The organism is Methanosarcina spelaei (genome assembly GCF_002287235.1).
Lineage (GTDB): Archaea > Halobacteriota > Methanosarcinia > Methanosarcinales > Methanosarcinaceae > Methanosarcina > Methanosarcina spelaei.
In genome coordinates this window covers 17,325-32,944 of sequence record NZ_LMVP01000538.1, presented here as the reverse complement: position 1 = coordinate 32,944, position 15,620 = coordinate 17,325, and the positions used below count along the sequence as shown (strand labels likewise).

General features: G+C 40.5%; 13 protein-coding genes. 5 read left to right on the top strand and 8 right to left on the bottom strand.

Annotation, left to right across the window (positions count from 1 at the left end; genetic code table 11):
• Window positions 1-71 precede the first annotated feature (71 nt).
• On the top strand, window positions 72-302 hold the full coding sequence (locus ASJ81_RS20205; RefSeq protein WP_245860375.1) for a hypothetical protein: 231 nt from the start codon (window positions 72-74) through the stop codon (window positions 300-302).
• A gap of 587 nt (window positions 303-889) precedes the next feature.
• Here ASJ81_RS20205 and ASJ81_RS20200 read toward each other — a convergent pair.
• Window positions 890-1,579: a DUF169 domain-containing protein gene (locus ASJ81_RS20200; protein ID WP_095645929.1), complete on the bottom strand. Its 690-nt coding sequence runs from the start codon at window positions 1,577-1,579 to the stop codon at window positions 890-892.
• A 360-nt stretch (window positions 1,580-1,939) separates the two neighbouring features.
• Complete coding sequence (locus ASJ81_RS20195) at window positions 1,940-2,266, bottom strand: DUF6951 family protein (protein WP_095645928.1); 327 nt, start codon at window positions 2,264-2,266, stop codon at window positions 1,940-1,942.
• Between the two features lie 683 nt (window positions 2,267-2,949).
• Between ASJ81_RS20195 and ASJ81_RS20190 the strand changes: the two genes are divergently transcribed.
• The 4 genes from ASJ81_RS20190 to ASJ81_RS20170 all read left to right on the top strand — a co-directional run bounded on the left by ASJ81_RS20190 (window position 2,950) and on the right by ASJ81_RS20170 (window position 6,190).
• On the top strand, window positions 2,950-3,327 hold the full coding sequence (locus ASJ81_RS20190; protein WP_095645927.1) for a 30S ribosomal protein S8e: 378 nt from the start codon (window positions 2,950-2,952) through the stop codon (window positions 3,325-3,327).
• A gap of 68 nt (window positions 3,328-3,395) precedes the next feature.
• Window positions 3,396-3,887 carry an Lrp/AsnC family transcriptional regulator gene (locus tag ASJ81_RS20185; RefSeq protein ID WP_048107511.1) on the top strand — a complete coding sequence of 164 codons (492 nt, stop codon included), beginning with the start codon at window positions 3,396-3,398 and terminating at the stop codon, window positions 3,885-3,887.
• A gap of 80 nt (window positions 3,888-3,967) precedes the next feature.
• Window positions 3,968-5,149, top strand: coding sequence for an aminotransferase class I/II-fold pyridoxal phosphate-dependent enzyme (locus ASJ81_RS20180; protein WP_095645926.1), 1,182 nt, complete (start codon window positions 3,968-3,970; stop codon window positions 5,147-5,149).
• A 357-nt stretch (window positions 5,150-5,506) separates the two neighbouring features.
• Window positions 5,507-6,190 carry a DUF5591 domain-containing protein gene (locus tag ASJ81_RS20170; RefSeq protein ID WP_095645924.1) on the top strand — a complete coding sequence of 228 codons (684 nt, stop codon included), beginning with the start codon at window positions 5,507-5,509 and terminating at the stop codon, window positions 6,188-6,190.
• A gap of 306 nt (window positions 6,191-6,496) precedes the next feature.
• Here ASJ81_RS20170 and ASJ81_RS20165 read toward each other — a convergent pair whose 3' ends face one another.
• The 6 genes from ASJ81_RS20165 to cobS form a co-directional block, all read right to left on the bottom strand.
• Window positions 6,497-11,497, bottom strand: a complete 5,001-nt coding sequence (locus tag ASJ81_RS20165) for a PKD domain-containing protein (protein WP_095645923.1) — start codon at window positions 11,495-11,497, stop codon at window positions 6,497-6,499.
• 469 nt (window positions 11,498-11,966) lie between these two features.
• Window positions 11,967-12,338, bottom strand: coding sequence for a hypothetical protein (locus ASJ81_RS20160; RefSeq protein ID WP_338037707.1), 372 nt, complete (start codon window positions 12,336-12,338; stop codon window positions 11,967-11,969).
• 103 nt (window positions 12,339-12,441) lie between these two features.
• Window positions 12,442-13,404, bottom strand: a complete 963-nt coding sequence (locus tag ASJ81_RS20155) for a SufB/SufD family protein (protein ID WP_095645922.1) — start codon at window positions 13,402-13,404, stop codon at window positions 12,442-12,444.
• 3 nt (window positions 13,405-13,407) lie between these two features.
• Window positions 13,408-14,118 (bottom strand): ABC transporter ATP-binding protein, encoded by a 711-nt coding sequence (locus ASJ81_RS20150; protein ID WP_245860366.1) that lies wholly within the window; start codon window positions 14,116-14,118, stop codon window positions 13,408-13,410.
• Between the two features lie 47 nt (window positions 14,119-14,165).
• Window positions 14,166-14,771 carry an NTP transferase domain-containing protein gene (locus ASJ81_RS20145; protein WP_095645920.1) on the bottom strand — a complete coding sequence of 202 codons (606 nt, stop codon included), beginning with the start codon at window positions 14,769-14,771 and terminating at the stop codon, window positions 14,166-14,168.
• Window positions 14,756-15,598 carry an adenosylcobinamide-GDP ribazoletransferase gene (gene cobS, locus ASJ81_RS20140; protein ID WP_095645919.1) on the bottom strand — a complete coding sequence of 281 codons (843 nt, stop codon included), beginning with the start codon at window positions 15,596-15,598 and terminating at the stop codon, window positions 14,756-14,758. The genes ASJ81_RS20145 and cobS overlap by 16 nt, the downstream gene beginning before the upstream one ends.
• Between the last annotated feature and the right edge of the window lie 22 nt (window positions 15,599-15,620).

Below are 15,620 nucleotides of genomic sequence, written 5' to 3'. Positions count from 1 at the left end.
TTTCCCCTTTGTATTTTTTTGGGATTTCTGCACAGTTAAAGGCTGTAATTGACAGGTTTTGTGCCTACTGTGTGGATAGCCGTAAAAAATCTCTTAAGGTAAAAGAATCTGCTTTAATTATGTGTGGAGAGTGCGATGAAGAACGATTTTTCAGCGGCGCCATAGATACTTACAAGCATACGGCAGATTATATGAAATGGAAAGACAGGGGTATCTTAATAGCTACTAGCGTATCAGCAAAAGGAGATATTTTACAAGGAGATTGGCTAAATAAAGCGCAAGCTTTTGGCACTAGCATTTAAACAACTGACATCTTTTCACAACCTGAGTTTTGCTACCCAAACTGCATATAAGGGGCCCGTTATCCTTTTTGCTATGCTTCATCACTTAAGAGGACTAATTTATGGTTTTGAATCTTGCTCCTCTTAAATGATTAATTTATGATCCAGTTTATTTTTCATGAGTTACACCTTTGAATGACAAGAAAAGATTAGTGTTTGCTCAAAAAAGATAAAACTAAAGATGTTTTTTGAGTTAAATATAGCAAAAGTGTTCTGCTTAGGTCGTTCACTAATACGTGATTGATGTTTTCATAACGTTCTCTTCAGCATGGCTTTTGCGTGCGTTTATTTGCTCGTACAGCAGGATGAACACAGTAGCGCCAAAAATGTGGGGCGCCAAAAATGTGGGAACAGAAAGAGCAGAAACTGGATTTCGATTAATTTGGAATAATTGTCAATCGACTACTGGTGGACTACCTCTGCTTATGTATTGACAAATATTTTGCTTATATATTGACAAGCCCTTTTCATGTTGTTTTGAAAATCTTGTCAAAGGGCTTGAACATGAAGGAATTTACTTTTGAAGAGAAAAATATTATTTTTAGATTTTACTTCGGGCAAATTGCCTTAAGGCCAGCTGCTACATCAGCCAGAAGTTCGATAGGAATTCCCATAATCATTTCTTCGTCTGAGATCTTGGTGTACGTCCTGCTGCCGCTGCAACCGACTGTGACTCCCACTTTGCCTTCTTTATATGTCTTCACAACCGCATCCGAGCATAAGCTTTGCTTTCCTGCAAAACTCGCTTCGATTCTGCCGCCCATTTTGTACATCATCGCCTGTGTAAGTAACATAACCTGTTTGGGAGTACAGATAATTACAACAACATCCGGAGTAAACGTGGTTTTTTCCAGGGGAGAATACAGAATGGCTTCTGTTGAGTTTGGGGGAAGCTTGGTGACTCCTTCAAGGGTGCGCCTGGCAGCGCCCTGGGTGCTGAACTGTTTGAGTTTATTAAAATAAAATTCTCCACTTGCGACTTTAGGAGGCATTTCTCCAAGACCCATTGCGCCAGCTCCACCTTTGCACATCTGGTCTTCACCCAGAGTATAGAACTCCTCACCTGTTCTTCTAACTCTATCAACCAGCTGGCAATGCCTCATAGTCTCATCTACTTTTTTTATTCCCTCCGGAACTTCTCCTCCTTTTGGGACCAGTTTCACGGCAACAGGGGAAGTCTTCAGTTTCAAACAATCTATAAGTTCTTGTCCATATTTGTTTATCTCTTTTACATCCATATTCTCAACTCGGGTTTTGAAACTTTTGTCACTTCTAAGACAATAATACCGTTTTATAATTTCCAAAGTATTTTTAGAACTTGTTTGTCTAGTTCGGGACAAATAAGACATGACAATTTTTATCAAATTTTTACTGGAAACTTTAGAATTATCTTATCAGTTACGGACAAATTCTTATCGGTTAAGGTCAATTCTTATCAGTTACAGGCAAATAATACATGATAAGATTCGATATAAGCATTCCCAAGTTTATATGTATACAGGCAGTTTCTCACAGTACTACTATTTTCGGCTGTTTTTTTCAGTACTGAGAATCTCGGAGGATCTTTCCAAAAGAAATAAGGGGGTTTATGGGAAAGTTCACTCTAATTTATCGAAAATAATCTCCATCTTTCCCATTTCTCGAGCAAGATTCTTCGAAATCATGCCGTTTTCAAGCCAGCAAGCGTTCATTACTGCTGCCGGAACAAGACAGGTAGGCGTAAGAGGCATTTCAGCTGATTTCCTGGCAAGTATAGTTTCTGGACCCCCCATAAGGTCTTTCATTTCCACATCAAAACGTGTGCCCCATTTTCGGAGTTTTTCGCATGTAGACTTAATATGTATATGAGTACTTTTTCCCTCCTTAGTGGCAATTATCTTTGTCGTATGTCCACATATTGTGTTCAATGAAATCTCTGTAACCATTATCTCTCCTCGTTATTGTTATTTTTCCCGTGATATCGGACCTTTTTTAGCATGGAGTTTAAATTGGAAATTAATATCCCAACTTTAACCTGCAAAAGATTCATTTACCTTATATTTATATAATTTTTAGCATATACCTTTTTTTCACTTGCGCCTGTGAACGTATTATAGAACTTCTGTTTAGGACTCGGCAACATTTTTAATTGCAACTCTGTAATCCATATTTGCAGCATTATTAATTGCGCCTCTATAATCCATACTTACATCTCCGTATCCACATTTACACCTCTGTATCTGTATTTACATCTCCGTATCCACATTTACACCTCTGTATCTGTATTTACACCTCTGTATCTGTATTTACAGCTCTCTAATTTAATCTCATTTTACAGATACAGGCAGGATGTAAAATTGAATTTTTTCCTGGTTTTCTGATCGTAAAGTTCTTATACGATCCTATTTGTATTGATTAGTCCATAGCAAATATGCTAGTTAAGTACTCCTGCTAATATAATTAATATATAATCAGAGCGATAAGTAATGCTTATGCCCTGACACGATCACCAGATCAGGATTACAGTATATTTACAATAGGAAAAATATAGAATTACAATAGGAAAATACATAAATAATCATTAAAGATAAGCATTAATTATAATTTCAATACATGATGAGGTTTTAAAATGAGATGGCAAGGTAGCTCCAGAAGAAAAGTGACTGGTGGGAAAGTTATTGCTGCCCGTGGGAAGCGCAAGTTCGAAATGGGCCGTGAGTCTGCAGAAACCCGTATAAGTGAAACAAAGAGGAAAAATGTTCACACTATGGGAGGCAACAGGAAAGTAAGACTTCTTCAGTGCAATACTGCAAACGTAACCAATCCCAAAGACGGAAAAACCACTTCAACTCCCATTGAGACAGTTCTCGACAACGTTGCAAACAAGCACTACATCAGGCGTAACATTCTGACAAAAGGCTCAGTAATAAGGACTTCTCTCGGAACTGCTAAAGTTACAAGCAGACCGGGGCAGGAAGGAGTTGTAAATGCTGTATTAATTGAATAATTAAAATTTAACTTACCCCAAAACGGGGATTCTTTATCAAATTCCCTTACCTTGTGCCGGTGACTAATATGGATGAAAAGATTCGACATATACTGGAAATTCTTGAGAATGACGCACGAACGAGTCCAGAGGAAATAGCATCCTTTACGGATATGTCTGCACAGGAAGTTTCCCAGGCAATTGCAAAACTTGAAGAGACGGGAGTTATCCGGCACTACAAAACCATAGTTGATTGGGATCTGGTTGGGGAAAACTATGTTTATGCAGTTATTGAGTTGAAGGTTACTCTCGAGCGTAATCAGGGCTATCAGGCAATTGCAGAAAGAATCTACAAGTTTCCAGAAGTCAGGTCAGTAAGGCTCCTATCTGGAAATTATGACATATCCCTGACTGTCAGAGGAAAATCGATGAAGGATGTGGCTTTTTTCGTAGCAGAGAAAATTGCAACCCTCGATCAGGTACAAAGCACATCAACCCACTTCGTGCTGAAAACCTATAAAGAAGATGGGGTTATCCTCCATGAACCTGAAACGATTCAAAGGCTACCAGTCTCATTTTGATACGAGATGGTTCAGAGCCTGATTTTCCTATCAGATTTTACATTCCAGAATACTTATATAATTTTTATGGGGTGTTTTGCTTGAGACCTTCATGTGATCCTTCAAAGTTTGTTGCCGACGTTATGAAAGAAATTCCTCCTTCAGGAATACGCCGTTTTTTTGATCTGGTTTCCGGACTTGAGGATGTAATTTCCCTTGGTGTAGGAGAGCCTGACTTTATTACTCCATGGCATATCCGTGAAATGTGTATTCACTCTCTGGAAAAAGGGCAAACCTCGTATACTTCAAATTACGGGCTTCCGGAACTCAGAGACGAACTTACCAGAACCTACTACAGGCGTTACGGTCTGGACTATAACCCTTCATCCGAGATCCTCATTACAACAGGTGTGAGTGAAGCTCTGGACATAGCAGTAAGGACCGTAGTCAACCCTGGTGATGAGGTTATTATCGTCCAGCCCTCTTATGTGGCATATATGCCTTCGGTGATTCTTGCAGGAGGTAAACCGGTTATAGTTTCCACCCACAGGGACGATGAGTTTAGCCTGACTGCAGAATCCCTCAAACCCGCAATCACGGACAAGACAAAAGCAATAATTCTCAATTTTCCTAATAATCCCACAGGAGCGATTATGTCAAAGGAAGGACTCGAGGATATTGCTGACCTGGTTGTGGAGAATGACCTGTTTGTTATCTCGGACGAAGTTTACGAGTGCCTTACCTATGAAGGCAAGCATGTCCCATTATCTTCACTTGAAGGCATGAAAGAGCGGACTGTTATGCTTAATGGCTTTTCCAAGGCCTATGCAATGACAGGACTAAGGCTCGGCTTTGCAATGGGCTCTCCGGAGATCATCCATTCAATGATGATGATCCATCAGTACTGCATGATGTGTGCTCCCGTAACTGCTCAGGTAGGCGCAATCGAAGCACTTCGTCACGGAAAAGATGAAATGGAGAGGATGGTTCGGGAATATGACCGGCGCAGGCACTTTATTGTAAGAGGCTTTAACAGAATAGGGCTTGAGTGCTGCAACCCTAAAGGTGCATTTTACGCCTTCCCCTATATAGGAAATACCGGCCTTTCTTCCTCTGAGTTTGCAGAACGCCTTCTGGATGAAAAGAAAGTCGTTGCAATCCCCGGAGATGCCTTTGGAGAGGCAGGTGAAGGCTTCCTGCGCTGCGCCTACGCGGCGTCTACAAATGATATTAGAAAAGCGTTAGATAGAATGGAAGACTTTGTGGACGGTTTAAAGCAGTAAACTCAGCAGACTTTCCGTCCCTTTTGTCTTATATTTCTATTTTACTTCTTTGCTTTTTTATTGCTCTACTTTTTTATTGCTCTACTTTTTTATTGCTCTACTTTTTTATTGCTCTACTTTCTTATTGCTCTACTTTCTTATTGCTCTACTTTCTTATTGCTTTACTCTTTTATTGTTTTACTCTTTTATTGTTTTACTCTTTTATTGTTTTACTCTTTTATTGTTTTACCTTTTTATTGCTTCTTATTTTGCTCATGTTCAGTTTAACTTAGGACATTTCTCAAAGTTATAACCCCTACTGCTGCCGAAGTTAGTTAATTATATATACGATATCCAGGCTCAATTAGCTTGACGTTTATGAAACCCATTATTCCTGAAGATGAGCGTTCTAAAGAACCTCTTGACACTGATAGGGTAATTTATCACCCGGATATGATAAGGGCTAATGAATGGGTCCTGAACGAATATGAAGCTCCTTATAAGGAACTCTGTATTTTTGTTCCCTGTGCCAAAAGGAAACCCTATCATGAAAGTCCTTCTCACAAAAAATTTGATAGAATAATTTTTGGAATTGCAAAACCTGAGGATGTACATATAGTAACCTTCGGGACATGCGGAATTACCCCCAGGGAACTTGATACTCAATATCCGTTCATGCATTACAGCTTTATGATGGGTAAATGTAACGTGGCAAAAATTAAACGAGATTTTATAAAAATGGAAAGCGAAAGACTTGCCGCTTACCTTGAAAAAACAAGGGATAATTACAAACACAGAATAGCTTACTGTATAGGAGATTTCCGAACTGCAATGGAAAAAGCCGTGGAAATGGTTGACATAGAAGTTGATATCGTGCCGAAAGAATCAACTATTCAGAAAATGATCCAGCCAGATAAACCTTTTATCTATAACAGCCTATCCTCAAGAGAGTACCTTCAGGACTTTTCAGACGCAATTACGGATGCTCTTAAACTCCCAGGGAGAAAAGTAGGACTTAAAGAAGATATTTCGGTTGATGACACTGATTGGTACCTTCTTTAAAACTAAGCACTTTCTTTTTCTCTTTTTTTAGGAGAATTTCGATAAACATCAGTTTTTGGCTGGTCCTTTATATTTGGTATAACAATTTATTAAAAAAATTGTTGTTTGAATATTTCTTGCTAATATTAATTTAAACACTGTTTTTACTGCATATCCAGTTGAAATATGTTTTTTGGCTCTATAGAAATCCTAAGAAATAATGGATCTTTGCTAATTTAAACTGAATGTCGTCATGTTTCATTATATCATTGCTTCTTGCAACTGGTAGATAGGTTTCTACAAAGCTCTTTTTTCGATCTAAGATATTCAATTGTTAACTACAATATATCTGGACCTGGTTTCAGTACTGATGCTCTCCGAATTATTTACGGTTAAACTAACAGTGTATCGTCCTGCTTTATTGTATACGTATACAGGACTCTTTTCAGTTGAATTATTTCCATCTCCAAAATCCCATTTCCATGTATTTGGCAATCCTGTGCTATTGTCAGTAAAACTGACATTAAGCGGTGCAGGCCCTGAACCTGGAGATGCTGAAAAAAAAGCAGCAAGAGAATTTGAAACCGCAATATAACCGGTTTTTGTCAACGCATTACTGCCATTTGCATTACTTGCTGTTAATGTAACAGAATATAGGCCTGACTTATTATATGTGTGCACAGGGTTCTTTTCCGTTGAAGTATTCCCATCTCCGAAAACCCACCTCCATGAGGTTGGCGAGCCTGTGCTCTGGTCAGTAAAACTAACAGTAAGAGGTGTTTTTCCTGAAGTAGGGGATGCAGAGAAACTGGTAACAGGAGCATTTAAAATACCTGAAACGGCAATATAGTTGGTTTTTGTCAAGGCATTGCTGCCGTTCGAGTTGCTTACTGCCAATTTAACAGAGTATAGTCCTGATTCATTGTATGTGTGTACAGGATTCTTTTCTGTCGAATTACTTCCATCTCCAAAATCCCATTTCCATGAATTTGGCGAACCTGTGCTCTGGTCAGTGAAACCAACGGCCAGTGGAGCCTTTCCAGAAATAGGAGATGCAGAGAAGCTGGCAGCAGGAGCAGCTAAAACACTAGAGACAGCAATATAGCTGGATTTTGTCAAGGCATTGCTGCCGTTTGCATTACTCGCTGTCAATGTAACAGTGTATCGTCCGGATTTATTATATGTGTGTACAGGATTTTTTTCTGTTGAAGTGTTTCCGTCTCCAAAAGCCCATCTCCATGCAGTTGGTGCTCCTGTGCTCTGGCCAGTAAAACAAACAACAAGAGGCATGCTTCCTGAAGCAGGGGATGCAAAATAGCTGGTAATAGGAGCAGCTAAAATATTTGACACATAAATATAACCGGTTTTTGTCAAGGTATTGCTGCCGTTTGCATTACTCGCTGTCAATGTAACGGTATATCGTCCTGATTTATTGTATGTGTGTACAGGATTTTTATCTGCTGAGGTGGTTCCGTCTCCAAAAGCCCATTTCCGTGAAGCTGGCGAACCTGTACTCTGGTCAGTAAAACTAACAGTAAGAGGCATACTTCCTGCAGTCGGAGTTGCTGAAAAGGCGGTGACAGGAACAATATGGTCCGGACTCGATACCACACTACCGTTCACAGAAACTACACTTATATAGTTTGATTTTTGCACCTTATCACTACCTCCCTCACTGGTCGTCGTCAGAGCAACAGTATAATTCCCTGATTTATTGTATGTGTGTACAGGATTCATTTCTGTTGAATTACCTCCATCTCCAAAGGTCCATTTCCATGAAATTGGCTTTCCTGTACTTTTGTCAGTAAAATTAACAGTAAGAGGCACTTTTCCTGAAGTAGGGGATGCAGAGAAGCTGGTAACAGAAGTGTTTGAAACGTTTGAAACGACAGCAATATAACCGGTTTTTGTCAAGGCGTTGCTGCCGTTTGAGTTACTCGCTGTCAATTTAACGGAGTATAGCCCTGATTCGTTGTATGTATGTACAGGATTCTTTTCTGTTGAATTACTTCCATCTCCAAAATTCCATTTCCATGCAGTCGGTGACCCTGTACTCTGGCCAGTAAAACTAACAGTAAGAGGCGATTTTCCTGAAGTTGGGGACGCAGAGAAACTGGTAACAGGTATATTTAAATCGCTTGAGACAGCAATATAGCCGGTTTTTGTCAAGGCATTACTGCCTATTTCATCACTTGCTGTCAATGTTACAGAATAAAGTCCTGATTTGTTGAATGTGTGCACAGGATTTTTTTCTGTTGAAGTATTCCCATCTCCAAAACTCCACTTTCGTTCAGTTTGCGAGCCTGTACTCTGGCCGATAAAGTCAACCGTAAGAGGCGCTTTTCCTGAAGTAAGAGATGCAGAGAAGCCTGGGACAGGCGGATTTAAAACGTTTGAAACAAGAATATAGCCGGTTTTTGTTAATGTACTACTGCCATCGGCATTACTTACTGCTAATGTAATAGAATATAATCCTGCTTTGCTGTACGTATGTACAGGGTTCTTCCCGGTTGAATACGTTCCGTCTCCAAAAGTCCACTTCGTTGAGGTTAGTGATCCTGTACTCTGATCAGTAAAACTAACAGTAAGAGGTGTTTTCCCTGAAGTTGGGGATGCAGAAAAAGCAGCAATAGGAGCTTCATATCCATTTGAAATAGTTATATAGCTGGATTTTGTTACTTCAGTTTTGTTTCCAGTTTCGTTCAATGTCAATGTAACAGAATATTTACCTGATTTTCGATATATGTGCACAGGATTCTTTTCTGTTGAATTCGTCCCGTCTCCAAAATCCCATTTCCATGAGGCTGGTGATCCTGTACTCTGATCAGTAAAACTAACGCTAAGTGGCGACGTTCCTGAAGTTGGGGATACAGAGAACCCTGGCTTTGCTAGAACGGTTATTGTAGCAATTTTCGAATCAGTACCGTTTTTATTGTTTACTGTAAGTGTTACATTGTAATTCCCTGCTCTGGAATAAGTGTGTACTGGATTCTGCTGTGTCGAAGTGGATTTGTCTCCAAAATTCCAGTTCCAACCATCCGCATTCTTCGAGAAATCCGTAAACTGAACTGAAAGAGGAGCATAACCTGATGTGAGATTGCTGCTGAAGTTTACAACGGGATAATCTGGTTGCGCCGGGAGAGGACCGATAAACTGACCGAAAGCAGTAGGACTGAAACCTGTGTTTACTGTAGATATAACCCTATCCGTAACCGTATCAATTACAGAGGCAGTACTTCCGAGATTATCACTATCGCCGGAGTTTGCTACATATATCTTTGTTCCATCCGGAGTGACTGCAATTCCATAAGGGTTTTTTCCGACTTTCACAGTTGCTATAACATTTTTTGTTGCGGTATCGATTACCGAGACATTGTTACTGCCTTCATCTGCCACATACACTTTTGTTCCATCAGGAGTTACTGTAACTCCCATGGGCCATTCTCCCACAGGCACTGTGGCTGTAACAGTGTTTGTAGATGTATCAACTATAGAAATAGTATTACTTTCACAATTAGTCACATACAGTACTGTTCCCATCTGGTTAACTGTAACTCCACAGGGGCCAGATCCAACTTCCACAGTCGCTATAACAGCGTTTGTGCTGGTGTCAATTACAGAGACAGTGTTGCTATAACGGTTTGCCACATATACTTTTTTCCCATCCGGTGTAATTGCAACCCCTAGCGGATTAACTCCTACAGGCACCGTGGCTATAACAGTGTTTGTAAACGTATCAATTACAGAGACACCTTTGATATCACGATCTGCCACGTACAGCTTTTTTCCGTCCGGGGTGACTGCAATTCCACAGGGACTATATTTATAGCCTACATCCACTATAGCTGTAACCTTATTTATTGCCGTGTCAATTACAGAAACCGTACCCCTGTTGCCGTACCTGGTATTTGTCACATATACTTTTGTTCCATCCGGACTCACTGCAGCCCCAAAAGGCTCGGTCCCTACGGGCACTGTAGCTGTAAGGGTGTTATCTCCTGTGTTAACTACAGAAACAGTGTTGCTGTTGAGATTTGTAATAAATGCATACGAAGGTGCAGGAAAACCTTTTGGTACAACATTTACCGTAGCAAGCTTTGAATCTGTGCCGTTTGGATTGCTTACTGTCAGGCTAACAGTATAGATTCCTGTTGCAGAATAAGTATGCGCAGGGTTCTGCTTTGTTGAACCAGACCCGTCTCCAAAATCCCAGACCCATTTAGTTGCATCTTTTGAGAGATCCGTAAACTGCACAGGTACAGAAGGGAAAACATATTCCGATGTGATATTGCTGCTGAAATTCGCTAAAGGATAAACTGGTTCTATTGGGATAGAACCTATAAACTGGCCCGAAGCATAAGGGCTGTTTTCTACAAGCACCGTGGCTGTAATAGCATTGGTTGCAGTGTCAATTACAGAGACAGTGTTATAGAAGCTGATAGCTACATATACTTTTTTTCCATCCGGGGTGACTGCAATTCCCATAGGATCGGAGCCTACAGGGATCGCAGCTGTAATTTTGTTTGTTACAGTGTCAATTACAGAGACAGTGCTGAAATACTCATCATTATTGGTCACATACACCTTTTTTCCATCTGGATTAACTGTAACTCCAGAAGGAACTCCCCCTACCGTCAATGTATTTGTAACGCTGTTTGTCGCCGTGTCAATCACAGAAATGCTTTCACTATCTGAGTTCGCCACATACACTCTGGTTCCGTCCGGTGTGACCGCAATTTCTTTAGGACCTCTTCCTACGGATATCGTGGTTATAACGGTTTTTGTGGTAGTGTCAAATATAGAAACTGTGTTATCCTCATAATTTGTAACATATAACTTTTTTCCATCCGGACTTACCGCTACTCCAGCAGGAGATTTTCCAGTATTCAATGTACTTACAACAGTATTTGCACCGGTATCAATTACAGAAACATTGTTACTAAAACGGTTTGTCACATAAACTTTTTTTCCGTCAGGACTAACTGCAATTCCCTGGGGAGAATTTCCTGCACGCACAGTGGCTACAACACTATTTGTTGCCGTATCGATTACAGATACATCACTGCTACGAGCACTTACTACGTAAACCTTTGTCCCATTCGGGTTAATTGCAACTCCAATAGGGTTGGATCCTACGGGTATTGTAGTTGTAACTTTGTTTGTAGTCGCATCAATTACAGAGACACTATTACTCTCTGAATTTGTAATGTATGCAAATGGCGAGGCTCCTGCAATGCTCACCAACATTAAAAAAGTAAGTACCGTTATCCCCAAAACTTTATTTAAGGTCTGTCCCCTAAACCTTCTAACACAATTCTTTCCTTTCATTTTAGACCGCCAGTATATGGATCATTTTGAATTTACCGGGATTTTGAGCAACCCTGAAATTTGACTGGTGTTTATAAAAGATAGTATAGCAATCTATCGAAGTCAGAGCTTTTTTGGGTAAGCTGGTTATCGCAACTAAGTGCTGCTATAAAAACGACTGCATGAACAAGATTTCACAGAACTATGAAAAATAATTGTATGTAAACAGATAATAATTTTTCCTATATTAACTAACAGGTTTGGTAAAAGTAGATTCTTCTTTTACGATATATAATTATCTTTATATAATATTCCAAATTAGAATACGATCAAAATTTAAAAAAGTATATCTCTAAGCTCAAAACTTAGTAACTATTCAGATTGAGTAAAATGACACTTGTAATGTGACAAATAACGTAACTATTCAGATTGAGTAAAAATAACATTTATAATTAGAAAAAAAGTCTGCTTTAAGAAGGAAAGTAAAGAATTAGTCATTTTCAATGCCTGAGTTTTCTACTGAAAGCATGAGTTCTCCGTAAAGCAGCTTTTCGAGAGTTTCGGCTACATACTTCCTTTGCTGGTACTTCTGGATATCCTCGTGCATCCTGAGATCAGAATCTACCTGGACTCGTACGAGAGCAAAATGAAAGGCTTTTTCATTCTTAATCGGCGTAGTATAGAAAGTTTCAAGGAGGTAAGGAAGTTTGAGGGGATCTTCTATAACTTCACTTAAAAGTAGCATCTCTTCAGGAATATCCTGGTAGTGTGAGGATATATCTTTTTTTCCGCTAATAAGTTGCAGGTTTTTTTCGGAATACTTTTTCTCAAAGATAATGATTTCGCCAATTATACTTCCCACCTCTTACTCAATTTAAATTTCAAGCTCCCTGAGTAGTTCCTGAGTAACTTCCAATGTTTCTGGTTGAACTGAAATAATGGCCTGTAAAAGGGAATAAAAAGGCTTAAGCCAGCATTCCCTTTACAATAATATCAATAGCCTCATCTTCTTCAAGACCGCGAGCCATTAGGGTTTCGACCTCTTTTTTGTCCACACACCCTATTGCAGCCTCGTGAGTTACCTTGGCCAGAGGATTATCTACTCGTACAATAGGAACAGCTTCGGCTTTTGCATTGCCCTGAATAACTTCCATGCAGTCTACGTGTCCCCTTGATCTTGGGGCGTGACCCTCAGTGATCCCCCTGAACTCCGACTCTGCATTATCAGTAATGGCCAATCGGCTCTTGATTACGCTTCTGGCATTTTCCCCATTAAGGGATATTTTCTCCAGGATTTTTATTTTATCATCTTTTTTCCCATAGACCTTGGTAACCATCTCACAAATCGAGTCTTTTTCGGCGTCCACACTGTAGTCAAATTCCAGATACCCTACCCTGCCCGAAACAAGTGAGAAATTTGTGTAGTAGCTGCCTCCTTCCTCTATTTTTATATGGGACTTTGGGATTACCTGAATTCCTCCATGAGGGCCATGAAAGTGAGTTTCAGTGTATTTTAGAGAGGCATTTTTTCCTACATGCATTTGAGCGTCCATTTTATGAATAATCTTTACAGCATTAGGAAATGTACAGTGGGCAACAAGTTCAACAGCTGAATTTTCTTCGGCCGTGAAATTCATATTTATTTTCTGGAGCCCGTCTTCAGGAATAAGTCCGAAGCAAAGATGAACAGGAAGTGGAATTTTGTACCCTTTCTTAATGGTCATTTTAACGTCCACTCCATGTTCGGTTTCCTGTGTCTCGAGTACGATTCCCTCTGTTCCGTTCGCATTAAGCACTTTGTTTCCACTTATCACAAGGCTTGAAAGCTCATGTTTATGCAGAACCGCAGCATCTCCCCCGGCTGCCGAATAGGCTGCGTCCATATCTTTGATTTCGCTGGAAAGTGTATTAAGAGTTATCTGAGTCATTTTTCAGGCCGCCTTTGGTGGTGATACCCTGCTGTCACAAGGTATACACCTGTTTTTGAAAAATTCACTGATTTCCAGAGGGTCTCCGCTCCTGAGGATAACCCCTTCACACATTAGGGATGCTTTATCGGAAGCGGCTGCAATTTCCTTTCTGTGCGTAATTACAAGTACCGAGGAGCCGTTTTCTTTGAAAGTTTGGATCAGGTTTACAATTTCCTTTAAGGAAACTACATCAATTCCGGAATCGGGTTCGTCAAGAATTGCAAGTTTCGGCTTCATTGTAATTATGGAAGCAAGTTCTATGCGTTTTCTCTCGCCTCCACTGAGCGCCTCTCCAACTTCCCTATCCAGGTATTTTTCAGGTTTAAGGTCGACTTTCCTTAGAGCTTCTTTTAGCTCTTCTTCAGTAACGCCTCCACTACCTTTTGCTCCAATTGCCAGGTAATCTCTGACTCTCAGTCCTTCAAAGCGGGCAGGTTCCTGCCAGGCAAGGGTAATACCTTTTCTTGCACGCTCGGTTATCGAAAGTTTTGAAATATCTTCCCCATTAAAGATGAGGCTGCCTTCCTCGTGTTCGTAACCCTGGAGTCCCATCAGAGTATAGGCAAGAGTACTTTTTCCTGCACCATTCGCGCCAATAATACTGTGAATTTCCCTGTCGCCTATCTCGAGATTGACCCCTCGGAGGATTTTCTTCCCATCACGGCTCAACACCAGGTTTTTTAAAGATAGAATCTACGACACCTCTATAAGTTTTTTACTTAGCCCTGCAGCAAATCCTTGCAGTGCTGCAAATCCTGAACCGTATTTACGTTTATTGCTAGTTTGGGATTATCAAGTATTAGATTAAAGTCTTCCTGTTCTTTTCGAATTTGAGAACTGTCCAGAATATTAATTCCGACAGGTACTATCAGCTTCCCATCCTTGTTAAAGACCGTATCCGGCCTGATTCCTGCTCCTTTGCAAACATTAATAGGGACATATACCGAAAGTGCCGGCTTTCCTTCTTCTTTATATTTTTTGATTACCAAATCGATAATCTCAGGGTTTATCAGGGGAAGATCTGACATAATAATCATTACAGGCCCAACCGTTTCTGCGGTTTCTACTGCATGAATCATATCCCCTACATAATTTCCGCCAAAAGTCCTGATTACACGAACTTCGCCTTTATAGCGTTCCTGAATCATAATCTCGGTCCTGGGAGTAACAGGTGAGATCGCTACAAAAACCCTGTCTATATTCTCTGAGGCCCTTAGGGTATCTATCACATAGGCTATAAGTGGTTTTCCAAGCAATTCAACACAGGGCTTTTCCCCCATTCCAAGCCTCTGTCCGAATCCTCCTGCCATTACAATAGCGTCCATTTTAAACCTCCCATGTATCCGTTCAGTGAAAAATTCAGGAGAACTGCAAGAACAATGAGCGCAGTTACTCTACCAATTTCGTTAGCAGTACCGATTCCATCGCCATTTAAGCCTCCAAAATGGACATAGCTTCGATTAAGAATCACCAGAGCCGAAATGCAGGCTCCCAGATAAGGCAGCAGTCCTATCCACCCGAAAGGCAAAAGGCAAACGATGGCCCCGAATATGAATCCAATCAGAAAATTCTTTCTGGTTGCTCCGTTTATAGTCATAGCTCCCAGGCCAGGATAAGCCTGTTTTTCCTGAGGAGGTATTGGCTTCCCAAAAGCAGCAATAGTTAGCATGGACTGTTTTGCGCTGACCTCTGCAATAAACATTGATGCAAACATTAAAGTAGGAAGGTTAACCCCGAAAGCAGCGGAGCCTACTTGCTGGACTGCCCTTATCGAACTGTACAGAGTAAGTAGTAAGAGAATACAGAAGGACACGCCTCCTGTCCCTATTGTCGTATCTTTCAGGGCCTTGATTTTCTTCTCACGTGACCCATGGGCCATAAAACCGTCCCCTATGTCCGTGACTCCATCGAGATGGTTAAAGCCTGTAATGTAATATATGAATCCCATGATGAGGGCTGCAAGCACAGGCCCTGGAAATATTACCTGCCCTATGAATGCAACTGCCCCTATGAGAAGCCCGAGTACTGCTCCCACAATGGGATAAAAGTAGATTTTCTTCATGAGTTCATCGATTCCTTCCATGCTAATTCCCACAGGAATCGTTGACAGGAATCCAAACCCAGATTTAAAAGCAAGAAAATATGAATTCATTGCGAACCGCCTGTTTTTTAAT

Bases quoted from the DNA above. Each gene is read 5' to 3' on its own strand.
- ASJ81_RS20200 (WP_095645929.1), bottom strand. From the start codon at position 1,579: ATGGATGTAAAAGAGATAAACAAATATGGACAAGAACTTATAGATTGT.
- ASJ81_RS20195 (WP_095645928.1), bottom strand. From the start codon at position 2,266: ATGGTTACAGAGATTTCATTGAACACAATATGTGGACATACGACAAAG.
- ASJ81_RS20190 (WP_095645927.1), top strand. From the start codon at position 2,950: ATGAGATGGCAAGGTAGCTCCAGAAGAAAAGTGACTGGTGGGAAAGTT.
- ASJ81_RS20185 (WP_048107511.1), top strand. From the start codon at position 3,396: ATGGATGAAAAGATTCGACATATACTGGAAATTCTTGAGAATGACGCA.
- ASJ81_RS20170 (WP_095645924.1), top strand. From the start codon at position 5,507: ATGAAACCCATTATTCCTGAAGATGAGCGTTCTAAAGAACCTCTTGAC.
- ASJ81_RS20165 (WP_095645923.1), bottom strand. From the start codon at position 11,497: ATGAAAGGAAAGAATTGTGTTAGAAGGTTTAGGGGACAGACCTTAAAT.
- ASJ81_RS20155 (WP_095645922.1), bottom strand. From the start codon at position 13,404: ATGACTCAGATAACTCTTAATACACTTTCCAGCGAAATCAAAGATATG.
- ASJ81_RS20145 (WP_095645920.1), bottom strand. From the start codon at position 14,771: ATGGACGCTATTGTAATGGCAGGAGGATTCGGACAGAGGCTTGGAATG.
- cobS (WP_095645919.1), bottom strand. From the start codon at position 15,598: ATGAATTCATATTTTCTTGCTTTTAAATCTGGGTTTGGATTCCTGTCA.